This window comes from Streptomyces sp. CBMA29, from assembly GCF_014596445.1.
In the GTDB taxonomy this organism is placed as follows: Bacteria; Actinomycetota; Actinomycetes; order Streptomycetales; family Streptomycetaceae; genus Actinacidiphila.
On the sequence record NZ_MECL01000222.1, the window covers coordinates 31077 to 52133 of the forward strand.

Below are 21057 nucleotides of genomic sequence, written 5' to 3' on the forward strand. Positions count from 1 at the left end.
CGGCGGCGCCCGTCACCGCAGTTGACTGAAGGCCAGGTCGGCGTCGGCCACAGCCTCGGGGCGGACGTCGTGGGCGGTTCGGCCGTCGGCGATCTTCTGCCAGTTGGTCCGGGCGAGGACCCGCTGGACCGCGAGTACCTGGGCGGCTCGCAGGCGTGCCTGGATGCCGTTGCCGAGGGCGTCCGCCAGGGCCTCCTCGTCTTCGAGCTGGTACCGCGTGAGCCGGCCCGCCAGGCTCGGTGTGGTGAACACCAGCCGGTGGAACGCCACCACTTCGGGATGGTCGCTGAGGCCGGTGACGGGGTCGTACCGATCGAGTCCGGCCCGGAAGTGCCGGTGCAGCGCCGTCACCGGCTGAAGGCCGGGCCCGCGGTCATATACGACGCGTGCCGCCTCGCCCTGGTGGTCCGCGAACCGGTGCAGCACCAGGTCTTCCTTGGTGGGGAAGTACCGGAAGAGGGTCGGCTTGGAGATCTCGGCAGCCGCCGCGACATCGTTGACCGAGACGCGGTCGAAGCCGTGCTCCAGGAACAGTGAGACGGCCGCGTCGCCGATGGCGTCGCGCGTCCGCTCCTTCTTGCGGGCCCGCAGTCCCGTCGGCTCGCTCATCCGACCACAGTAACATTCGTAACCGAGTTGCTTTTTTAACTCAGTAACGTTTTCATGGGCGGCATGAATCAGACACACACTCCTCCCGTGCTCGTCACCGGGGCGACCGGCCGGATCGGCCGCGTCGTCATCGACCGGCTTCTCGACGCGGGCGTCCCGGTCCGCGCCCTCACCCATCGCTCCGAGGCGGCGGCGACGCTGCCGGCGGAGGTCGAGGTCTTCACCGGCGACCTCACCGTGCCCGAGTCGCTCGACCCGGCACTGCACGGCGCCGGTGCGGTCTTCCTCGTCTGGACCGCCCCGCCTCGGACCGCCCCGGCAGTGGTCGAGCGGCTGGCGGCCCACGTGCGGCGGGTCGTCTTCCTCTCCTCCCCGCACCGGACCCCGCACCCCTTTTTTCGACAGCCCAATCCCATGGCGGCGCTGCACGCGGACATCGAGCGGCTCATCGCGGCCACCGGACTCGAGCCGACGATCATCCGGCCGGGCATGCTCGCGTCCAACTCGCTGGCCTGGTGGGCGCCCGCGATCCGGGCCGGAGAGGTCGTCCGCTGGCCCTATGGCGCTGCCGAGACGGCACCGGTCGACGACCGCGACGTCGCGGCTGTCGCGGCGCGCACCCTCCATCCGGACGGCCACGCCGGAGGCGACTACGTCCTCACGGGCCCCGAGTCCCTGACCCAGACCGCGCAGGTGGGCGTCATCGGTGACGCCCTCGGGCGCCGGATCGCCTTCGAGGAGATGACGCCGGACGCATTCCGGAGCCTGTCGGAGGGCGCGGTGCCCGGCCCGGTCATCGACATGCTGCTCGCCGCGTGGAGTGCGGCGGTCGGACAGCCCGCCTACGTCACCACCGCAGTGGCCGACATTCTTGGGACGGCCCCGCGAACGTTTCACCAGTGGGCCGCCGACCACGCGTCCGCGTTCACGCCCGCTTCGTAGCCTCGCCGACCGCGACCCGCTACGTGGACCCGTAGGAGGGCCCGTAGGAGGGCCCGTAGGAGGGCCCGTTCTCCCGGCGACCCGGCCCGGTGCGAGCGGGCTACTTCCCGGCCGGAGGCCCGTACCACTGAAGTGCCTGGCCGGTGACGGCCGCGACGCACTCGAAGTCGCGGTCGCGGTGCAGGAGAGTGAGGCCCTGCAATTCCGCTGTGGCGGCGACGATCAAGTCCACGGCGCCGGCGCTGCGATGCTCTCCGCGTTCCGTGAGAAGGCCCTGCACCTGCCAGGCGCGGTCGTACGCGCGGTCGTCCACGGGCACCCTGCCGAACAGCACGCGCATGTCGGCGATGCCGGTAGCGCGGTCGGCGGCCGACCGTGCGCTGTAGAAGAACTCCAGCTCGGTGATCGGGCAGGTGGCGATCAGACCGGCCGCTGCCGCTTGGTCCCAGCCGAACTGCTCCGCGTCGCCACGCATGATCCGCGCGAGGGCGCTGGTGTCGATCAGAAATTGGGCCGCGCTCACCGGCGGTAGTTCTCCTTGTTCTCGAAGATCTCCAGGTCGAAGGCGCCGTCGGCGGCCTGGGCGCGCAGTCGCGTGAGGGCGAGAGCCCGTCTCCGGTTCTCCAGCACTTCGCGCAGGGCGCTGTTCACCGTCTCGCGCTTCGTACCGGTGCCGAGCGCCTGTGCCACGTCGGCGAGCAGGTCGTCGTCCAGGTCGATCACTGTCCGGCTCATGTGATGCACCGCCTTTGATATCAGCTTGGATGCCAAGTATATCTGGTCAGATATCCACAGTCCCGTGAGCAACGGCACACGTACTGTCGGGTAACCCGGAGCGGGCCGCAGCCATAAGGTGAGCGGCGTACGGATGGGCGCGGGCGGGCTCATACGTGCGGGCACAGACGTAGGCTCCCCACCCTCGATCGATGAAACGGGAGATGGCATGCGTTCGGCGAAGGACTTCTTTCGGCCGTTGGCCGTGGGGGCGCCGGCCCCCGTGCGCGAGGTGCCGTTCCGGCCCTCGCGGATGATCCACTTCTTTGATCCCGGCAACGAGAAGATGGCGGCGAAGGTGCCGACGCTGGCGCCGCAGGTCGACGTGCTGCTGGGGAATCTGGAGGACGCGGTACAGGCGGACCGCAAGGTCGCCGCGCGCGAGGGCCTGGTGGCGGTCGCGAAGGCGAACGACTTCGGGGACACGCAGTTGTGGACGCGGATCAACAGCCTGGACTCGCCGTGGGCGCTGGACGACCTGCTGACGCTCGTGACGGAGATCGGCGACCGCCTCGACGTCATCATGGTGCCGAAGGTCGAGGGCGCGGCGGACATCCACTACGTGGACCGGCTGCTGGCACAGCTTGAGGCCAAGGCGCATGTCGAACGGCCGATCCTGGTGCACGCGATCCTGGAGACGGCGACCGGCGTCGCCAACGTGGAGGAGATCGCGGGCGCGAGCCCCCGGATGCAGGGGCTGTCGCTCGGCCCGGCCGACCTCGCCGCGAGCCGCCGGATGAAGACCACCAGGGTCGGCGGGGGACACCCCGGCTACCTGGTGCGGGAGGACCCCACGACAGAGGGCGCGCCCCGGGCCACGTACCAGCAGGACTTGTGGCACTACACGATCGCCCGGATGGTCGATGCCTGCGCGGCGCACGGGATTCTGCCGTACTACGGGCCGTTCGGGGACATCCAGGACGTGACGGCCTGCGAGGACCAGTTCCGCAACGCCTTCCTGCTCGGCTGCGTCGGCGCATGGTCGCTGCACCCAGTGCAGATCGCCGTCGCGAAGCGGGTCTTCTCGCCCGCTCCCGAGGACGTGGCCTGGGCGCGCCGGGTGATCGACGCCATGGGCGACGGTACGGGCGCGGTGATGATCGACGGCAAGATGCAGGACGACGCCACGTACAAGCAGTGCCTGGTGGTGTCGGAACTGGCGGCCGACCTCGCGGCCCGCGACCCGGAGCTGGCCGACGCCTACGCGGCGGCCGAGAAGGAGGGCAACGCATGACCACCGAAACCCCCCGCCGCTCCGTCCTTTACATGCCCGGCGCCAACGACCGCGCCCTGGAGAAGGCCAAGACCCTCCCCACCGACGCGCTCATCCTCGACCTGGAGGACTCCGTCGCCCCCGACGCCAAGGCCGACGCCCGCAAGCGCGTCGCCGAGGCCGCCGCGAGCGGCGAGTACGGCTACCGCGAGCTGACCATCCGGGTCAACGCGCCCGGCACCCCCTGGCACGCCGACGACGTGAAGGCCGCGGCGGAAGCGGCCCCGGACGCCGTCGTCGTACCGAAGGTCGACTCCCCGGAGACCGTACGGGAGGTCGAGGCGGCCCTGGTGAGGGCCGGAGCCCCGGACCGCACCGCGATCTGGGCGATGATCGAGACACCGCGGGCCGTCTTCGCCGCCGCGGCCATCGCGGCGGCCTCCCCGCGGCTCACCGTCCTCGTCATGGGCACCAACGACCTCGCCAAGGAACTGCGTGCCGAGCACGTACCGGGCAGGGCCCCGCTGCTCACCGGTCTGTCGCTCGCTCTGCTCGCGGCCCGCGCGAGCGGCAAGGCCGTCTTGGACGGTGTCTACAACGACGTACGTGATCTGCCCGGCTTCGAAGCCGAGACCCGACAAGCCAGGCAGCTCGGCTTCGACGGCAAAACACTGATCCACCCCACGCAGATCGAACCGTGCAACCGGATCTTCGCCCCCGCGCAGGAGGAGATCGACAGGTCCCGCCGGATCGTCGAAGCCTTCGAAGAGGCCACGTCACAGGGGCGCGGCGTGGTCACCGTGGACGGCAGGATGATCGAGAACCTGCACGTGGAAGAGGCCCGCAGGGTCCTCGCCCTGGCCGAGGCGGTCGCCGGACGCTGACCCGGATGCCCGTCAAGTACGGGCAAAAAGCGACAGGAAGCGGGGCCCGGCCGACCGGCGGCGGGGCCCCGCCCGCGTGCGCTTCTGTTGGGATCCACCATGAAGTGCGGACGGACACTGTACGAAGTAGATGGCCCGTTATTCGGTTCCCGCTCGTACTGTCGAGGCATGACCACATCGCAAGAGGTGCCTGCGGACGTGAACGACGCCCGCGGTCGCGTAGCCGATCTGCTCGCCATCCGCGAGCAGGTCCGCCGCGGGCCGAGCGAGCGCGCGACCGAGGCCCAGAAGGCCAAGGGCAAGCTCACCGCCCGCGAGCGGATCGATCTGCTGCTCGACGAGGACAGCTTCCGCGAGGTGGAACCGCTGCGGCGGCACCGGGCGGTCGGCTTCGGTCTCGAAGCCAAGCGGCCCTACACCGACGGCGTCATCACCGGCTGGGGCACCGTCCACGGCCGTACGGTCTTCGTCTACGCCCACGACTTCCGGATCTTCGGCGGCGCGCTCGGCGAGGCGCACGCCACCAAGATCCACAAGATCATGGACATGGCCATCTCGGCCGGCGCGCCCCTGATCTCCCTCAACGACGGTGCCGGGGCCCGCATCCAGGAGGGCGTCTCGGCGCTCGCCGGATACGGCGGCATCTTCCAGCGCAACACCAGGGCCTCGGGCGTGATCCCGCAGATCTCGGTGATGCTCGGCCCGTGCGCGGGCGGCGCGGCCTACAGCCCGGCGCTCACGGACTTCGTGTTCATGGTCCGCGAGACCTCGCAGATGTTCATCACGGGTCCCGACGTCGTCCAGGCCGTGACCGGCGAGAAGATCACGCAGAACGGGCTCGGCGGCGCCGACGTCCACTCCGAGGTCTCCGGCGTCTCGCACTTCGCGTACGACGACGAGCAGACCTGCCTCGAAGAGGTGCGCTACCTGCTCTCGCTGCTCCCGCAGAACAACCGCGAGAACCCGCCGTCCGTGGAGAGCCACGACCCGGCCGACCGGCGCGGCGACGTCCTGCTCGACCTGGTGCCGGCCGACGGCAGCCGCGGCTACGACATGCGCAAGGTCATCGAGGAGATCGTCGACGAGGGCGAGTTCCTGGAGATCCACGAGCGCTGGGCGACCAACATCATCTGCGCGCTGTCCCGGCTCGACGGCCAGGTGGTCGGCATCATCGCCAACCAGCCGATGTCGCTGGCCGGCGTGCTGGACATCGAGGCGTCCGAGAAGGCCGCCCGCTTCGTCCAGATGTGCGACGCCTTCAACATCCCGCTGGTCACGCTGCTGGACGTGCCGGGCTTCCTGCCCGGCGTCTCCCAGGAGCACGGCGGCATCATCCGGCACGGCGCGAAGCTGCTGTACGCGTACTGCAACGCCACCGTGCCGCGCATCTCGATCATCCTGCGCAAGGCGTACGGCGGCGCGTACATCGTCATGGACTCGCAGTCCATCGGCGCCGACCTGACCTACGCCTGGCCCACCAACGAGATCGCGGTGATGGGAGCGGAAGGCGCCGCCAACGTCATCTTCCGCCGCCAGATCGCGGAGGCCGACGATCCCGAGGCGATGCGGACGCGCATGGTCAAGGAGTACAAGGCCGAGCTGATGCACCCGTACTACGCGGCCGAGCGCGGCCTCGTCGACGACGTGATCGACCCCGCGGACACCCGCGCGGTGCTGATCAGCTCGCTGGCGATGCTCCGCACCAAGCACGCGGACCTGCCGTCGCGCAAGCACGGCAACCCGCCCCAGTAGTCATGGAGACCACCTTGAGCACTTCCGCCGATTCCCTCGTGCGCGTCGAGAAGGGGCACGCCGCTCCTGAGGAGCTGGCCGCGCTCACCGCCATCCTGCTGGCGCGCGCCGCCGCCGGTGACGCCCCCGAGGCCGCCGACACCCCCAAGCGCCGCTCCACGGCCGGCTGGCGCCGCCTGGAGCGCACCCCTGGCTTCCGCGCCCCGCACTCCTGGCAGGGCTGAGCCGCACCTTCCACGGGCCGCCCGGCGCGGCCCACGACGACATCGGGCCCCACCGCGAAAGCGGTGGGGCCCGACGTCGTTACGGGAGGGGGACCCGGCGCCTACCGCAGCCGCGCCATCAGGGCGTGCTCGACCAGCGTGATGAGCGCGCTCTTGGCGTCGCCGCGATTGCGCGCGTCGGTCGTGATGATGGGGGCCTCGGGGCCGATCTGGAGGGCCTCGCGGACCTCCTCGGGACGGTACGGCTGGTGTCCGTCGAAGCCGTTGAGGGCGATGACGAACGGCAGGCCGCTGTTCTCGAAGTAGTCGACGGCCGGGAAGCAGTCCGCCAGGCGCCGCGTGTCGACCAGCACGATCGCGCCGATCGCGCCGCGCACGAGGTCGTCCCACATGAACCAGAAACGGTCCTGCCCCGGCGTGCCGAACAGATAGAGGATCAGATCCTCGTCGAGCGTGATGCGGCCGAAGTCCATCGCCACGGTCGTCGTGGTCTTGTCCGGCGCGTGCGTCAGATCGTCGATACCGGCCGACGCGGACGTCATCACTGCTTCGGTGCGCAACGGATTGATCTCCGACACGGCCCCGACGAACGTGGTCTTGCCCACGCCGAACCCGCCGGCCACCACGATCTTCGCAGACGTGGTCGACCGGCGGACCGTATCGCCCCCGCTGGAGCCCCCGCTAGAGCTTCCGAAGTCCACTGAGCACCCTTTCAAGCAATGTCACGGCTGGCTGTCCGCCCGAGGACTCGTCGCCGCCGGGCTGGTGGATCTGGACCAGTCCGGCCTCAGCCAGGTCGGCCACGAGAATCCGGACCACACCGAGCGGAATCGTCAGCAGAGCGGAGATCTCCGCGATCGACTTGATCTCCCGGCAGAGCAGGCAGATCCGCTGGTGTTCCGGCAACTGCCCACGCAGTCGCTCGGGGTCGGCGGTGGTACTGACCAGCGCCTCTATGGCGAGCTGGTAACGCGGCCTGGTGCGGCCGCCGGTCATCGCGTAAGGGCGGACGAGCCCGGTCGGGGTGGGGGGCCGCTTGCCCGCGCCGCCGCTCCCACCGCCGTTCCCGTAACTGCCGCCGCCCCCGTGACCGCCGCCGCTGCCGCCGCCGTGGCGGGGGCCCTGCGGCGGCGCGTAGGGCTGGATACGCGGTTGCCGGTACTGCGGCTCGGGCTCCGGAGCGGGCGCCGAGGGGAAGGTGTAGGGGTTGAGGGGCGGCTGATGCTGGCTGCCGTACGGGTCTCCACCGGGGGACGTGCTCACGAGTCCTCCTCCTGATACGGCTGCGATCCCCCGTCCGAGTACCCGGCTGGTACTCGGACGACCGCTGCCCTTCACTTTGTTGACGCTGTTCGAGCTAGTTGAGCAGGCTGCCCTGGAGCTCGGCCCGCAGGTCCGGGGTGAGGACGGTGCCCGCTCGGTCGACGAGCAGGGCCATTTCGTAGCCGACCAGGCCGATGTCGCACTCGGGGTGCGCCAGCACGGCCAGCGAGGATCCGTCGGAGACGGACATGATGAAGAGGAAGCCGCGCTCCATCTCCACCACGGTCTGGTTGACGGAGCCGCCCTCGAAGATGCGGGAGGCTCCGGCGGTGAGCGACGTCAGCCCGGAGGCGACGGCGGCGAGCTGGTCGGCGCGGTCGCGGGGGAATCCGTCGGACATCGCGAGCAGCAGGCCGTCGGCGGAGACCACCACCGTGTGGGACACCCCGGGGGTGTTGTCCACGAAGTTGGTGATCAACCAGTTCAGGTTCTGTGCCGCCTGGCTCATCGGACTCAACTAGCGCTCCTGGTTCTGGGGGCCGCCGAATGGGTGCTCGGTGGCCTGTCCGTTCGTGTCAGTTCCAGCAGTGCGTCCCTTCTGGACGCCACGCCGCAGGTTACTCAACCTGCCGCGTACGTCCTCGGGGGCGCGGGAGACCTGTGGGCCGCCCTGCGGGGTCTGCGCCGCGGTACCCGGGACCAGATTGGCCTTGGGCACCCGTCGGGGCAGGCCCGAGGGGGTGACCCCGCCCGCCTTGGGCTCGCGGACCTGCTCGGCCCGGTGCCAGTTCTCGTCATTCGTCGACCGCCATTCGGTCGTCGGCTCCGGTTCCCGGTGCTGCCGGGGCTCTGGAGCCTCCTGGGCAGGCTGTTCCTGAGGTGGTTCCGGCCGCTGGCGGTCACGGCGCGGCAAACCCGCGTCCGTCAGCGAGGGGGAGCCTACGCTCTCGGACGGCCGCTGGGGGAGCGACGGAGCGGATTCCGTTACGTCCGCCTGCGGCCGGGGCTCCCGCGGGGGCTCCGGAACCGGCCACTCCTGCGACGGGGCCTGGTAACCGGTGAACTCCGGCTGGAAGCTCTGGCCGTACGCGGGGTCGTAGGGCTGGTCGAATCCCTGGTCGAAGCCCTGCGGGACGCCCTGGTCATAGCCCTGCTGGGCGCCCTGTCCGTAGCCCGGCACCGCGCCGTCGTCGAAGGCCCGCGCACTCTCGGGGAACCCGTTCTGCTGGTAGCCCTGCTGCTCGTAACCGGACTGGAAGCCCTGCTCGTAGGTCTGCTGCTGATAGCCGGGGTCGAAGCTCTGGTCGTACGCGGGCTGCGCCTGCCGGCCCTGCTCCGGGTAGCCGTTCTGCTCCGGGAAGCCCGGTTCGTCGCCCGGACGGTCCGACGTGGCCGCTTCGAGCTGGGCGCGGCGCTCCTCGCGGACCAGCGACCGGCCCACCGGGTCGAGCGTCGGGGCCGCCGTGCCGTCGGCGGTCTCGTAACGCGAGTCGTCGAAGCCCAGCTCGGCCGCGGTCGGCAGGTGGCCGACGTCCTGCACCGGCTGCTCGGGCACGATCCGCGAGACCGTGAAGTCGCGCTCGTCGTCCTCCGGCAGCAGGGTCTCGCCGCCACCGCCGTGGGTGATCGGCTCGGGCAGCATCACCAGCGACGTCGTACCCGCCTGCTCGCCCGACGGCCTGAGCTGCACCCGGATGCCGTGCCGGTCGGACAGCCGCCCGACCACGAACAGGCCCATCCGCTTGGCGATCTCGACATCGACGGTCGGCGGGTCGGCCAGCTTGTGGTTGATGTCCGCGAAGTCCTCGGCGGTCAGGCCGATGCCCTTGTCGTGGATCTCCACCATCACCCGGCCGTCCGGCAGCCGGGTCGCGGTCACCCGCACCTTGGTCTGCGGCGAGGAGAACGTCGTCGCGTTCTCCAGCAGCTCGGCCAGCAGGTGCACCAGGTCGGTCACGGCGCTGCCGTGGATGTCGGTCTCCGGTATGCCCACCAGCTCGATGCGGTCGTACGCCTCCACCTCTGAGGCGGCGGCGCGGAGCACGTCGACCAGCGGAATCGGCTGATTCCACTGCCGGCCCGGCTCCTCACCCGCGAGGACCAGCAGATTCTCGCCGTTGCGGCGCATGCGGGTGGCGAGGTGGTCCATCTGGAAGAGGTGTTCGAGCTGGTCGGGGTCGGCCTCGTTGTTCTCCAGCTCGGTGATCAGGGTGAGCTGGCGCTGGATGAGGCCCTGGTTGCGCTGCGAGAGGTTGGTGAAGATCGCGTTGACGTTGCCCCGCAGCAGCGCCTGCTCCGCGGCGAGCCGTACGGCCTCGCGGTGCACCTGGTCGAAGGCGCGCGCGACCTCGCCGATCTCGTCCCGGCTGTTGATCGGGATCGGCGCCACGGTGGTGTCCACCCGGCCCGGATCGGTCCGCGAGAGCTGGTCGACCATCGACGGCAGCCGCGTCTCGGCGATCTCGAAGGCCGCGCCGCGCAGCCGCCGCATCGCCCGGCTCATCGAGCGGGCCATCATGCCCGCCACGATGAAGGCCAGGATCAGGGCCACGATCACGATCGCGGAGTTCACGATCGCGTCCCGCTTGGCGTTCGACGCGATCGTCGAGGCGTCGGCCGCGGCCTGGTCGGCCAGCGAGTTCTCGACCGTGTGATACGCGTCGAAGGAGAGCGTGGAGGCGGCGAAGTACGACTCGGGCGTGATGCCCTCGGCGCGCAGCTGCGCGACGGTCTTCCCCGGCGTGGCGATCTCGGTGACCATCTTCGGCAGGTCCGGCGGTACGACGAACGCCGTGTGCGCGGCCTCCGCCTTGCGCTGCGCCGCGGCGATCTGGTCGGTGCCGTTCTTCTCCGCGGCGGCCTGCGCGTCCTTCAGCCGCTGCACGTCCGCGGCCGTACCGCTGCCGTTGTACTCCGCGACCGAGATGCCCTGGAGGTACTCGTACGAGCCGAGCGCGGTCTTCTGGAGGGCCAGCTCCTTGTCGGAGACCGGCTTCTGCACCAGGATGTGCGTGCCGATCGACCTGGTCAGCGACTCGGCGGCCTTGGCCAGTGACACCGCGTAGAGGGTGCGGCCGTAGGCGGTGACATTGCTGGTGCCGTACCCCAGCTCATTGTCCAGTTCCAGCAGCGGGTGCTGGATCTTGACGTAGAACTCCTCGGTCTGCACCCCGGAGAGCTGACGGGTGTACGCGACCTTGCGGAGCGTGGCGAGCTGCGGCTCGACGGTCCTGAAGTTGGCCATCCGGCGCTCGAGCCCGGCCTCGTGCGGGATCTTGGCCGCGGCGACGTCGAATTCGCGGGCCGCCTCGTCGGTGGCGGCGCGGGCGGTGGAGACCGCCGGATCGTCGCGTTTTCCGGCCAGCAGCGGAACCGCGGTGACATCACGTTCGTTGATCAGTGCGTGACTGTAGGTCGTGGCGGCGCGTACCAGATTCGCGGTACGCACGGCGTCGTCGGCCTGGCTCCAGGTGTCGACCGAGCTCTTCACCCGGAAGCCGCCGAAGACGAGGGCGACCAGGACCGGGATCAGGAGGATGACGTTGAGGCGGGTCGCGACCCGCCAGTTGCGCATGCTCAGCCGGGTGCCCGGGTCGTCCGGCGGCTCGGGAGCCGAGATGGCGGGTGCGCCCCCGGGACGTTGGGGCGGCGTGAAGTTCCCCCGCGGACCCTGAGCAGGGCCCGCTTCTGCTCGCCTCGTGTTCCTCACTGGACCAACAACCTCTCGGCGACGGCACGAACGAAGGCCGTTACTACTCTCGGGTTCTGCGAATTCCAGCACGTCATGTAGGCCCCAGCCAAACGTCCGGCATAGGGGACGTGGCGCAGTAACGGCGAAGATAAAACGGGCATAAGTAAAATCCCCCGTCAAACCATATGACAGATGTACGCGCTGCGACACCGGCTGAGCGCGAGCCGTGTTCGACGGCCGTCGAAACTCTCTCGAAATGTTATGAAGACGGGGACCGGCCGTGTCTCCTGACACAGCCGGTCCCCGTGGCTTGTTTTCACCAGCAACTCGCCGCTGGCGCCTATCTGTTGAGCCTTCTTCCGCCTACGTCAGAGTCCTGCCCGCTACTTCAGCCGGGCAAGCAGCGCGTGCTCGACCAGCGTGATCAGCGCGCTCTTCGCCTCGCCGCGATGGCGGGCGTCGGTCGTGATGATGGGGGCCTCGGGGCCGATCTGGAGGGCCTCGCGGACCTCCTCGGGACGGTACGGCTGGTGTCCGTCGAAGCCGTTGAGGGCGATGACGAACGGCAGGCCGCTGTTCTCGAAGTAGTCGACGGCCGGGAAACAGTCCGCGAGCCTGCGGGTGTCCACCAGCACCACGGCGCCGATCGCACCGCGCACCAGGTCGTCCCACATGAACCAGAAACGGTCCTGGCCGGGCGTCCCGAACAGGTACAGGATCAGGTCGTCGTCCAGGGTGATACGGCCGAAGTCCATGGCCACCGTGGTGGTGGTCTTGTCCTGGACGTGGCTCAGGTCGTCGATCCCGGCCGAGGCAGAGGTCATCACGGCCTCGGTGCGCAGCGGGTTGATCTCGGAGACGGCACCCACGAACGTGGTCTTGCCGACACCGAAGCCACCCGCCACCACGATCTTCGCAGACGTGGTGGACCGCACCGATTGCTGCGCGCCGTACGCCGGCTGCGGTTGCGGCCTAGAGCTTCCGAAGTCCACTGAGCACCCTCTCAAGCAGTGTCACATCAGGCTGGCCGCCAGCCTCGCCGCTGCCCGGCTGGTGGATGGCGACCATGCCGGCCTCGGCGAGGTCGGCCACAAGAATCCTGGCCACACCGAGCGGGATGGCGAGCAGAGCGGAGATCTCCGCGACCGACTTGATCTCGCGTGTGAGATGGCAGATCCGCTGGTGTTCCGGCAGCAGCCCCGCGTACTGCCCCGGGTCGGCGGTCGTGCTGACCAGCGCCTCGAGGGCGAGCTGGTAGCGGGGCCGGGTGCGGCCACCTGTCATGGCGTACGGCCGAACCAGCGGCTGATCGCCTTCATCCCCGTACGGCGCGTGGTGGGACGCGCCGTACGGGCCCGGCGAAGCGGGTGGCGGGGTCATGAGGGTCCTCCGTGTCCGGGCAGTGCTGTCGCGGTGCGGGAAGTACGGAAAAACATGGGGGGAGACGGATGGTTCAGTGCATAAGGCTGCCCTGGAGCTCTGCACGGAGGTCCGGGGTGAGGACGGTGCCCGCTCGGTCGACGAGCAGGGCCATTTCGTAGCCGACCAGGCCGATGTCGCACTCCGGGTGCGCCAGCACGGCGATGGAGGAACCCTCGGAGACGGACATGATGAAGAGGAAGCCGCGCTCCATCTCCACCACGGTCTGGTTGACCGCGCCGCCCTCGAAGATCCGGGACGCCCCGGCCGTGAGCGACGTCAGCCCGGAGGCGACGGCGGCGAGCTGGTCGGCGCGGTCGCGGGGGAATCCGTCGGACATCGCGAGCAGCAGGCCGTCGGCGGAGACCACCACCGTGTGGGACACCCCGGGGGTGTTGTCCACGAAGTTGGTGATCAACCAGTTCAGGTTCTGTGCCGCCTGGCTCATCGCACTCAACTAACGCTCCTGATTCGTACCGAAACCACGGCCGTCGGTGTTGCCCCCGGCCTCGCGGCCCTGCTGGATACCACGGCGGAGGTTGGTCAGACGTCCGCGTACGTCGTCGGGTGCCCGCGAGATCTGCGGGCCGCCCTGCGGCGCTTGCTGCGGCGCCGCGCCACCGGCGACGAGGTTGGCCCTCGGCACCCGGCGCGGCAGCCCCGACGGAGTGACCCCGCCGGCCGAAGGTTCGCGGACCTGCTCGGCCCGCTGACGCAGCGCGTCATTGGGCGAGGACCGCCAGTTCGGAGTCTCCCTGGGCAGCGGCTGCGCCACCGGAGCGGCGGGCGCCTGGCCCTGGTACTGCGCCGAAGCGGGCACGGAGGCGGGCGGCGCCTGTACGGGCTGCTGCTGACCGCCGCCGGAGTGCCGGCCGCCGTTCCCGTTCCCGTTCTCGCCGTTCCCGTTCCCGCCGTTGCCGTTGTCGTTGCCGACACCGGGCGCCGTCGTGCCGGGGCGCTGCGGGCGGAACCGCTGCGGGGCCGCGGGCGGAGCCGTACGGCCCACCGGGCGGACCGGCGGGGCCTCCTGGCCGCGCGCGCTTCGCTCCACGTGGATCTGCTGCATCCGCTCGGCCTGGCCGGTACGGAACCAGTCCGACTCGATCGACGAGAAGATCGGCGTCGGCTCGTCCCCGCGGGTCGGGGCCGGGGGCAGCGCCATCGGCTCGGCGGGCTGCTGGGGCTGCTGCTGAGGCTGCGGCGCCTGGGGCTGCTGCGGGCTCTGCATCGGCTGCTGGACCGGGTACTGACCGGTGTTGCCCTGCTGCTGCGGCTGCTGCGGCTGCACGGGGAACTGCCCGGTCCCGTACGGGTCCTGGTACTGCTGCTGGTTCTGGTCGTAGCCCTGGCCGCCGTTGCCCTGCTGGGGGCCGCCGCGCTGCGGCAGACCCTGGCCGGGGAAGGCGTCGGGGCGCGGGCCGCTCGGGGGCGGGCCCTGGTACTGGTTGTTGCCGGGGAAGCCCTGCTGCTGTCCGGGCTGACCGGGCTGGCCCTGCTGACCGCCCTGGCCCGGACGGCCCTGCGGCTGCTGGCCGGGCATCCGGAACTCGCCGGTGCTGTCGGCCTGCAGGGCCGGGAACTGGGCCGTGTCGCCGGGACCGCCCTGACCGCCCTGCGGTTGGCCGGGCATCGAGAACTGGCCGGTGCTGTACGTCTCTTCGGGACTGCGGGCGCCGCGCTGCGGGAGACCCGGGTTGGGGCCGCCCTGCACCGGGAACTGCCCGGTGTCGCTGTTGCCGCGACCGCCGCCCTGGCCCTGGTTGCCCTGGCCCTGGTTGCCGTGACTCTGGTTGCCGTGACCCTGGCCGCCCTGGCCGGTCGGTGCGAAGCCGTCGTCGCGGACCGGCGGGAACTGCGTGGTGTCAGCGGGGTCGTTCTGCCGCGGCGCGGGGCCCGAACGACCGCCGAACACGTCGGAACGGAAGCCGGAGGGGCCGGTGCTCTGCGGCTGCGGCGGCGGGAACTGGCCCTGCTGCTGGCCGCCTTGCTGCCCGCCTTGCCTGCCGCCGAAGTTCTGGCCGCCCTGCTGACCGCCCTGGCCGCCCTGACCGCCCTGGCCGAAGTCCTGACCGCCGCCCGGGGGGCGGCCGAAGGCGCCACCGGGCTGCTGGAAGTCGCCGCGCGGGCCCTGTCCGGGAGCGTCGAAGGCGGAGGCCGCCTCGACGTCCTCGTGGCCGCGCGGGGTGTCCTGGAGACCGGGGAAGCCCTGCTGGCCGCCGTTCTGGTCCTGTGCCCAGCGCGGCGCGCCGCCCTGCTGCGGGGGACCGCCGGGACGGCCCGCACCGGGGTTCAGCGCCGGACGCTGCTGGCCGCCCGCGACCGGGGTGCGCTGCGGCGGCCGGTTGACCGGCGCGGAGTTGGGCGAGTTGCCGAAGGCGCCGGCGATGCCGGAGCCCGCGGCGGCCGGGGGAGCGCCCGCGGGGCGCCCGCCGCCCATCTGGCCGATGTTCTTGGGGTTACGGCCGCCCTGCGTGACGTCCACGGGCAGCATGACCAGCGCGGTCGTACCGCCGGAGTCGGACGGGCGGAGCTGGATGCGGATGCCGTGCCGCAGGGACAGGCGGCCGACCACGAACAGACCCATGCGGCGGGAGACGGAGACGTCCACCGTCGGCGGGTTCGCCAGACGCTCGTTGATGTCCGCGAGGTCCTCGGGCGACAGGCCGATACCGGTGTCGTGGATCTCGATCAGCACCCGGCCGTCCGGCAGCGAGTGACCGGTGACCTTCACCTTGGTCTGCGGCGAGGAGAACGACGTCGCGTTCTCCAGCAGCTCGGCGAGCAGGTGGACGAGGTCGTTGACGATACGGCCGGTGACCTCGGCCGACGGTACCGACGTCAGTTCGATCCGCTCGTACTGCTCCACCTCGGACGCGGCGGCGCGGAGCACGTCGACCAGCGGGACCGGGCGGGTCCACCGGCGGCCCGGCTCCTCACCGGCGAGGACCAGCAGGTTCTCACCGTTACGGCGCATGCGGGTCGCGAGGTGGTCGAGCTTGAAGAGCGAGGAGAGCTGGTCCGGGTCGGCCTCGCGGGACTCAAGTTCGGAGATGAGCGAGAGCTGACGCTGGATGAGGCCCTGGCTGCGGCGCGAGAGGTTGGTGAACATCGCGTTGACGTTCCCTCGCAGGAGGGCTTGCTCGGCGGCGAGTCGTACGGCCTCGCTGTGGACCTCGTCGAAGGCCCGCGCCACCTGGCCGATCTCGTCGCGGCTGTTGATGCCGATCGACGCGACCGAGGTGTCGACGTCCTGCGGGTCGGTCTCGGAGAGCTGCTTGACCAGCTCGGGCAGCCGCTTCTGGGCCACGTCGTTGGCGGTCTGCTGGAGCCTGCGCAGCGACCGGATCATCGAGCGGGCCACGATGAAGGCGCCGACCACGGCGACGCCGAGGACCAGCAGGATGATCGCGCCGGAGATCAGCGCGGACTGCTTGGCCTCGCTCTGCAGCTTGAGGGCCTTCTGCTGCATCTCGTTGAGCAGCGACCGCTCGATCTGGCTCATCGCCTGGATCTTGGTCTTGGCCGCGTCGTCCCAGTCGAGGTACGAGCTGTCGATCTTGGAGATCGCGTTCTGCGAGGCGGCGATGCGCTGGCGCGTGGTGTCGTGCGCGCTGATCGTGAGGTTGCCGCCCTCGATCGGGGTCAGCAGCGCCGCGCTCTTGGGCCCGTAGATCTTCTGGAACCGGGTGAGCGCGGTGTCCTCGTTCGCGGCGCCGTACTTCACCGACTGGTAGTCGTTGGCGTTCAGCTTGCCGCCGGTGGCCAGCGCGGCGCTGATCACCGCGCGCTGGATCGACTCGTACTCCTTGGCGGAGGAGAAGGCCGCCAGCGCGCGGGTGCTCTGGATCATCTCGGGGTTGTTGGTCGCCTGCGCCATGTCCTGGGACAGCGAGAGCAGGGACTGCACCAGGTCGTCGTACTGCGAGACCGTCTGCGAGATGGTGGAGGTCGAGGTGTACGCCTCGTCGCGGATCTCCGCCAGGTTGGCGAGCTGCGTGCCGATCGCCAGCAGGGTGGCGCGGACGCCGGAGAAGACCGGGTCGCGCTCGGAGACGTTGTCGCTGGCGTTCAGATACTGCTTGTACTCGCGGTCGGTGGCCTGCCGTGAGGCTTCCACCGCGTCGTTGGTCTTGTCGCCTGACGACAGCGGTCCGGCCGAGCTGTCCCGTTCCTCCTGGAGCGCGGCGGCGAGCTGCGTCGCGTGCTCGGTGATGTCGGTCAGCGTCTTCATGTGCTCGAGCTGGTTGATGTTGTCCAGCGAGCTGTTGATGCGCATGCCGCCCAGGACGGTGGCCGTGACCACCGGGAGGGCGAGCAGGGAGACGAGTCTGGTGCTGATGCGCCAGTTGCGCATGGCTATTCGGGGCCCCGGCTTGCCCGCCAGGCCGGTGATCTTGCCCGCCTCGATGCCGCTGGGCGTGCTCGGCCGTCCGGTGGCAGCCGTCGTGCCCGGCGCGGTGCTCGCCGAATCACCCGCCTGCTGCGGTGTCGGGCCGTTGCCGGTCCCGCCGGGCTGCTGCTCCGGGTCGCCCGCAGCGCCGCTGTCCCTCTTGAAACGTCCCTGCACTAGCGTCGCAACCTCTGGACCAGGCGTCCCCCGCGATGAAGCGGACAGGACGGTGTCGAGTCATGGGGGCTCAGACCACCCCGGGTTACGAGGAGGCCGATTGATGCCCTTCACCACCGCTCGGTGCTCGAACGCGCCCCCTGCGCGCCGGCACGATGTGATGCGGCGGTCCGGGGAATTCCAGCACAGTGCTGGATCTCCCAACAAGGGCCGTAGCCGACCTGTTGGAATCCGTTACTCGTCGCGTCGGGCCAAGCACTGAGTGTTGACATCTGATTCGGTGAAAGCGGGGGATTCCGGACTTAGCGACCCCCTGTTCGCACGAGTCATCCGCTGTCCCAGTCGGGTCGATGACGACTGAATCGTACGACTGTGTGGGAGTTGACCGGTTTGAGTCTGCCGGTCGGATGTGAGCAATGCCTGCTTTGCGACTCACTTCGTGAGCAAAATCACAGCCCGATGCATGTCTGGGCCACGTTGTTCCGGGAAAGGGCCGCACTAGCCTGGTGCTTTACACATCGCGGTTTTCTGTCAACCCGCGCCCTGCGGGCGCCCCGAGCCACCGAGGTCCACACGGCCGATGAAGACCACCATGCTGTTCCGTCCGATCGCGAACCCGCGCCGCACCACCCTCGCGCACCTCAAGGACGCCGCCGAACTCGGGGTCCCCGCAGCGTCGGACACCGAGGCCGCCACGACCGCTGAGCAGGCCGTCGCCGAGCCGCTGCCGCAGGTCACCGCGAACCCGCGCCGCACCGTCCTGCACGAGCTGCCCACCGCCTGATCGGCGCGTATGGGCCCGGCCACTAAGCTGGGCCCATGCGTATCGCGAGGTTCTCGATCGACGGCAATGTCGCCTTTGGAGCTGTCGAAGCGGCCGAAGGCACCGACGGCGGCGAAGGCGACGGCGTAACAGCCGGCCACGACGGCCTCGTCATCAACATCATGAAGGGCATCCCCTTCGCGGACTTCGAGCTGTCCGGTACGCGGGTCCCGCTCGACAAGGTGCGGCTGCTGCCGCCCGTGCTGCCGAACAAGGTCGTCGCCATCGGCCGCAACTACGCCGACCACGCGAAGGAGTTGGGCCACGAGGTGCCGACGGCGCCCTGGGCCTTCTTCAAGCCCTCCACCTCCGTGATCGGCCACGGCGACCCGATCGTGTATCCCTCCTTCTCGCAGGAGGTGCACCACGAGGCCGAACTGGCCGTCGTCATCAGCCGGTTGTGCCGCGAGGTGCCGCGTGAGCGGGTCCGCGACGTCATCCTCGGCTACACCTGCGCCAACGACGTGACGGCCCGCGACACCCAGCGCACCGAGAAGCAGTGGGCGCGCGCCAAGGGCTTCGACTCCTCCTGCCCGCTCGGCCCCTGGATCGAGACCGACCTCGACCCCTCCGACCTCGCCGTCACCGCGACGGTCAACGGCGAGCTGCGCCAGGCGGGCCGCACCGCCCAGATGATCAACTCGATCGAGGACCTGATCGTCAACATCACCGAGGCGATGACGCTGCTCCCCGGTGACGTGCTGCTCACCGGCACCCCGGCGGGCGTCGGCCCGATCCGGCCGGGTGACGAGGTCTCCGTGACGGTCGAGGGCATCGGCACCCTGACCAACAAGGTCGTCGCGCGGAGCTGACCCGCTTCGTACCCTGGGCGTTATGCCGATACGAGCGGTTCTCTGGGACATCGACGACACGATCTTCGACTACGCGAGCGCCGACCGCGTCGGCCTGCGGGCCCATCTGGCCGTCGAGGGACTGCCGGACGGGTGCGCGAGCGTGGACGCCGCCGTGCTGCGCTGGGGCGAGCTCACCGAGCTCCACTGGGCGCGGTTCTCGGCGGGGGAGTGCGACTTCGAGGCGCAGCGCAGGGACCGCGTGCGGGACTTCCTGGGGCTGCCGCTGACGGACGCGGAGGCCGAGGAGTGGTTCGACCGCCACCGCACGCACTACGAGGCCGCCTGGTCGCTCTTCCCCGACGCCGTACCCGCCCTGGACGGCCTCACCCCCCACTACCGGCACGCGGTGCTGTCCAACTCCGCCTTCGTCGTACAGGACCGCAAGCTGCGGGCGCTGGGCGTACGGGACCGCTTCGAGGTGCTGCTGTGCGCCGCGGAGCTGGGGGTGTCCAAGCCGGCCGCGGCGGCCTTCCACGCGGCCTGTGAGGCGCTGTCCCTGGAGCCGTACGAGGTCGCGTACGTGGGCAACGAGCCGGACATCGACGCCCGTGGCGCGGCCGACGCGGGCCTGGTCGGCATCTGGCTGGACCGCCACGACCTCGGCTCCCGTCCCGACCTCACCCGCATCACCGGTCTCGCCGAGCTTGCTGACCTGCTGCGCGGCGATACTCGTTTTGGAGCGGTGTCCCGCATCGGGTAATGTTCTTCCTGCGCCGCCCGAGAGGGCCGAAAGGTCCGGCAGGGGGGCGTGATCCAAGCACAGTCCCGCAAGGGGTTGCGTTTTGATGGGGTATGGTGTAATTGGCAACACGGCTGATTCTGGTTCAGTTGTTCTAGGTTCGAGTCCTGGTACCCCAGCGCATAGTTCAGTGCATTGCAGTGCGAGCCCCCGTTGTGTAGCGGCCTAGCACGCCGCCCTCTCAAGGCGGTAGCGCCGGTTCGAATCCGGTCGGGGGTACAGATCCTTCCCGCGTGATCACCTGGGTCGCACCCGTTGGTCATGATGCAGGATCGCTAGGGCCCCCGTTGTGTAGCGGCCTAGCACGCCGCCCTCTCAAGGCGGTAGCGCCGGTTCGAATCCGGTCGGGGGTACGCAAGCAGAGAAGTAACGGTACGGCCGAGGTCCTCACTCAGGTGGGGGCCTTTTTCGTTGCCGGTTCAGTACCCATGCACGGGTCCAACCGCCGTACCGGGCAGGGGCGTTCGCACCGGCGGCCCCTGCCGGGGGCGGTTCAGCCGCTGCGGCGCAGCGCCTCGCTCAGCCGGGCCGCGGCGTCGATGACGGCCTGCGCGTGCATCCGGCCCGGGTGCCGGGTCAGCCGCTCGATCGGTCCCGAGACGGAGACGGCGGCGACCACGCGGTTGGAGGGGCCGCGGACCGGCGCCGACACCGAGGCGACACCGGGCTCCCGCTCGCCGATCGACTGCGACCAGCCGCGGCGGCGTACGCCCGACAGCGCGGTGGCGGTGAAGCGCGCGCCCTGGAGGCCGCGGTGCAGCCGCTCGGGCTCCTCCCAGGCCATCAGGACCTGCGCGGCCGACCCGGCCTTCATCGGCAGCGTGGAGCCGACCGGCACGGTGTCCCGCAGGCCGGAAAGGCGCTCCGCCGCGGCCACGCAGATGCGCATGTCGCCCTGACGGCGGTAGAGCTGGGCACTTTCTCCCGTGACGTCCCGCAGGTGGGTCAGGACCGGGCCCGCCGTCGCCAGCAGCCGGTCCTCGCCCGCGGCGGCGGCCAGCTCCGACAGCCGCGGTCCCAGGATGAAGCGGCCCTGCATGTCGCGGGCCACCATGCGGTGGTGTTCGAGCGCGACCGCCAGGCGGTGCGCGGTGGGGCGGGCCAGGCCCGTGGCGCCGACGAGGCCGGCCAGGGTGGCCGGTCCCGACTCCAGTGCGCTGAGCACCAGAGCCGCCTTGTCGAGAACGCCGACGCCGCTAGAATTGTCCATGCAACGATATTCGCGTCTCACACTGTGAAACGCAAGCTCAATTTTCCGGGGAAGCCGTCAGGCTGGGGGCACAGGGCAGGACCGCCGTGCTCC

20 protein-coding genes and 3 tRNA genes are annotated in these 21057 nt (G+C 70.3%); 11 read left to right on the forward strand and 12 right to left on the reverse strand.

Annotated elements, in window-relative coordinates; translation table 11 throughout:
- Positions 1-12: 12 nt before the first annotated feature.
- Positions 13-609 carry a TetR/AcrR family transcriptional regulator gene (locus BGM09_RS30490; protein WP_188284957.1) on the reverse strand — a complete coding sequence of 199 codons (597 nt, stop codon included), beginning with the start codon at positions 607-609 and terminating at the stop codon, positions 13-15.
- Between the two features lie 63 nt (positions 610-672).
- Here BGM09_RS30490 and BGM09_RS30495 point away from each other — a divergent pair, with 63 nt between their 5' ends.
- The gene (locus tag BGM09_RS30495; protein WP_188284958.1) at positions 673-1551 is read left to right on the forward strand and encodes an SDR family oxidoreductase; all 879 of its coding nucleotides are present in this window, start codon (positions 673-675) and stop codon (positions 1549-1551) included.
- A 100-nt stretch (positions 1552-1651) separates the two neighbouring features.
- Here the strand turns inward: BGM09_RS30495 and BGM09_RS30500 are convergent, their stop codons facing one another.
- On the reverse strand, positions 1652-2074 hold the full coding sequence (locus BGM09_RS30500) for a PIN domain nuclease (protein ID WP_188284959.1): 423 nt from the start codon (positions 2072-2074) through the stop codon (positions 1652-1654).
- Complete coding sequence (locus tag BGM09_RS30505; RefSeq protein WP_188284960.1) at positions 2071-2286, reverse strand: type II toxin-antitoxin system VapB family antitoxin; 216 nt, start codon at positions 2284-2286, stop codon at positions 2071-2073. The genes BGM09_RS30500 and BGM09_RS30505 overlap by 4 nt, the downstream gene beginning before the upstream one ends.
- A 208-nt stretch (positions 2287-2494) precedes the next feature.
- Between BGM09_RS30505 and BGM09_RS30510 the strand changes: the two genes are divergently transcribed.
- From BGM09_RS30510 to BGM09_RS30525, 4 genes are all read left to right on the forward strand, one after another.
- A complete protein-coding gene (locus BGM09_RS30510) occupies positions 2495-3559 on the forward strand; it encodes an HpcH/HpaI aldolase/citrate lyase family protein (protein WP_188284961.1) in 1065 nt (354 codons plus the stop codon).
- Positions 3556-4422 (forward strand): HpcH/HpaI aldolase/citrate lyase family protein, encoded by an 867-nt coding sequence (locus BGM09_RS30515; RefSeq protein WP_188284962.1) that lies wholly within the window; start codon positions 3556-3558, stop codon positions 4420-4422. Before BGM09_RS30510 ends, BGM09_RS30515 begins: the two co-directional genes overlap by 4 nt.
- Before the next feature lie 168 nt (positions 4423-4590).
- Positions 4591-6174 (forward strand): acyl-CoA carboxylase subunit beta, encoded by a 1584-nt coding sequence (locus BGM09_RS30520; protein WP_188284963.1) that lies wholly within the window; start codon positions 4591-4593, stop codon positions 6172-6174.
- Positions 6175-6176: 2 nt separating this feature from the next.
- A complete protein-coding gene (locus tag BGM09_RS30525) occupies positions 6177-6398 on the forward strand; it encodes an acyl-CoA carboxylase epsilon subunit (RefSeq protein ID WP_188284964.1) in 222 nt (73 codons plus the stop codon).
- Between the two features lie 101 nt (positions 6399-6499).
- On the opposite strand, the gene BGM09_RS30530 is transcribed toward BGM09_RS30525, so the two are convergent.
- The 8 genes from BGM09_RS30530 to BGM09_RS30565 all read right to left on the reverse strand — a co-directional run bounded on the left by BGM09_RS30530 (position 6500) and on the right by BGM09_RS30565 (position 17338).
- A complete protein-coding gene (locus BGM09_RS30530) occupies positions 6500-7099 on the reverse strand; it encodes a GTP-binding protein (protein WP_188284965.1) in 600 nt (199 codons plus the stop codon).
- Positions 7080-7661, reverse strand: a complete 582-nt coding sequence (locus BGM09_RS39025) for a DUF742 domain-containing protein (RefSeq protein WP_188284966.1) — start codon at positions 7659-7661, stop codon at positions 7080-7082. Before BGM09_RS39025 ends, BGM09_RS30530 begins: the two co-directional genes overlap by 20 nt.
- Before the next feature lie 94 nt (positions 7662-7755).
- A complete protein-coding gene (locus BGM09_RS30540) occupies positions 7756-8169 on the reverse strand; it encodes a roadblock/LC7 domain-containing protein (RefSeq protein WP_033173109.1) in 414 nt (137 codons plus the stop codon).
- Positions 8170-8178: 9 nt separating this feature from the next.
- Complete coding sequence (locus BGM09_RS30545; protein ID WP_223187827.1) at positions 8179-11235, reverse strand: nitrate- and nitrite sensing domain-containing protein; 3057 nt, start codon at positions 11233-11235, stop codon at positions 8179-8181.
- 500 nt (positions 11236-11735) lie between these two features.
- On the reverse strand, positions 11736-12344 hold the full coding sequence (locus BGM09_RS30550; RefSeq protein ID WP_391050368.1) for a GTP-binding protein: 609 nt from the start codon (positions 12342-12344) through the stop codon (positions 11736-11738).
- A complete protein-coding gene (locus tag BGM09_RS30555) occupies positions 12325-12732 on the reverse strand; it encodes a DUF742 domain-containing protein (RefSeq protein ID WP_188284968.1) in 408 nt (135 codons plus the stop codon). The genes BGM09_RS30550 and BGM09_RS30555 overlap by 20 nt, the downstream gene beginning before the upstream one ends.
- A gap of 73 nt (positions 12733-12805) precedes the next feature.
- Positions 12806-13219, reverse strand: a complete 414-nt coding sequence (locus BGM09_RS30560; RefSeq protein WP_317452960.1) for a roadblock/LC7 domain-containing protein — start codon at positions 13217-13219, stop codon at positions 12806-12808.
- A 9-nt stretch (positions 13220-13228) separates the two neighbouring features.
- The gene (locus tag BGM09_RS30565; RefSeq protein ID WP_188284970.1) at positions 13229-17338 is read right to left on the reverse strand and encodes a nitrate- and nitrite sensing domain-containing protein; all 4110 of its coding nucleotides are present in this window, start codon (positions 17336-17338) and stop codon (positions 13229-13231) included.
- A gap of 580 nt (positions 17339-17918) precedes the next feature.
- Between BGM09_RS30565 and BGM09_RS30570 the strand changes: the two genes are divergently transcribed.
- From BGM09_RS30570 to BGM09_RS30595, 6 genes are all read left to right on the forward strand, one after another.
- Positions 17919-18122 (forward strand): hypothetical protein, encoded by a 204-nt coding sequence (locus BGM09_RS30570; protein ID WP_188284971.1) that lies wholly within the window; start codon positions 17919-17921, stop codon positions 18120-18122.
- 35 nt (positions 18123-18157) lie between these two features.
- Entirely contained in the window at positions 18158-18973 is an 816-nt protein-coding gene (locus BGM09_RS30575; protein WP_188284972.1) for a fumarylacetoacetate hydrolase family protein, read from the forward strand.
- Positions 18974-18995: 22 nt separating this feature from the next.
- Positions 18996-19715 carry an HAD family hydrolase gene (locus tag BGM09_RS30580; protein WP_188284973.1) on the forward strand — a complete coding sequence of 240 codons (720 nt, stop codon included), beginning with the start codon at positions 18996-18998 and terminating at the stop codon, positions 19713-19715.
- Positions 19716-19801: 86 nt separating this feature from the next.
- A tRNA-Gln gene (locus tag BGM09_RS30585) sits at positions 19802-19873 on the forward strand.
- 27 nt (positions 19874-19900) lie between these two features.
- Positions 19901-19973, forward strand: a tRNA-Glu gene (locus tag BGM09_RS30590).
- Positions 19974-20034: 61 nt separating this feature from the next.
- A tRNA-Glu gene (locus tag BGM09_RS30595) sits at positions 20035-20107 on the forward strand.
- A 140-nt stretch (positions 20108-20247) separates the two neighbouring features.
- Here the strand turns inward: BGM09_RS30595 and ndgR are convergent.
- Positions 20248-20964 (reverse strand): IclR family transcriptional regulator NdgR, encoded by a 717-nt coding sequence (ndgR, locus tag BGM09_RS30600; protein WP_188284974.1) that lies wholly within the window; start codon positions 20962-20964, stop codon positions 20248-20250.
- Between the last annotated feature and the right edge of the window lie 93 nt (positions 20965-21057).

Bases quoted from the DNA above. Each gene is read 5' to 3' on its own strand.
- BGM09_RS30515 (WP_188284962.1), top strand. From the start codon at position 3,556: ATGACCACCGAAACCCCCCGCCGCTCCGTCCTTTACATGCCCGGCGCC.
- BGM09_RS30495 (WP_188284958.1), top strand. From the start codon at position 673: ATGAATCAGACACACACTCCTCCCGTGCTCGTCACCGGGGCGACCGGC.
- BGM09_RS30540 (WP_033173109.1), bottom strand. From the start codon at position 8,169: ATGAGCCAGGCGGCACAGAACCTGAACTGGTTGATCACCAACTTCGTG.
- BGM09_RS30490 (WP_188284957.1), bottom strand. From the start codon at position 609: ATGAGCGAGCCGACGGGACTGCGGGCCCGCAAGAAGGAGCGGACGCGC.
- BGM09_RS30505 (WP_188284960.1), bottom strand. From the start codon at position 2,286: ATGAGCCGGACAGTGATCGACCTGGACGACGACCTGCTCGCCGACGTG.
- BGM09_RS30525 (WP_188284964.1), top strand. From the start codon at position 6,177: ATGGAGACCACCTTGAGCACTTCCGCCGATTCCCTCGTGCGCGTCGAG.
- ndgR (WP_188284974.1), bottom strand. From the start codon at position 20,964: ATGGACAATTCTAGCGGCGTCGGCGTTCTCGACAAGGCGGCTCTGGTG.
- BGM09_RS30545 (WP_223187827.1), bottom strand. From the start codon at position 11,235: ATGCGCAACTGGCGGGTCGCGACCCGCCTCAACGTCATCCTCCTGATC.
- BGM09_RS30510 (WP_188284961.1), top strand. From the start codon at position 2,495: ATGCGTTCGGCGAAGGACTTCTTTCGGCCGTTGGCCGTGGGGGCGCCG.
- BGM09_RS30520 (WP_188284963.1), top strand. From the start codon at position 4,591: ATGACCACATCGCAAGAGGTGCCTGCGGACGTGAACGACGCCCGCGGT.
- BGM09_RS30580 (WP_188284973.1), top strand. From the start codon at position 18,996: ATGCCGATACGAGCGGTTCTCTGGGACATCGACGACACGATCTTCGAC.
- BGM09_RS30555 (WP_188284968.1), bottom strand. From the start codon at position 12,732: ATGACCCCGCCACCCGCTTCGCCGGGCCCGTACGGCGCGTCCCACCAC.
- BGM09_RS30560 (WP_317452960.1), bottom strand. From the start codon at position 13,219: ATGAGCCAGGCGGCACAGAACCTGAACTGGTTGATCACCAACTTCGTG.
- BGM09_RS30570 (WP_188284971.1), top strand. From the start codon at position 17,919: ATGAAGACCACCATGCTGTTCCGTCCGATCGCGAACCCGCGCCGCACC.
- BGM09_RS30575 (WP_188284972.1), top strand. From the start codon at position 18,158: ATGCGTATCGCGAGGTTCTCGATCGACGGCAATGTCGCCTTTGGAGCT.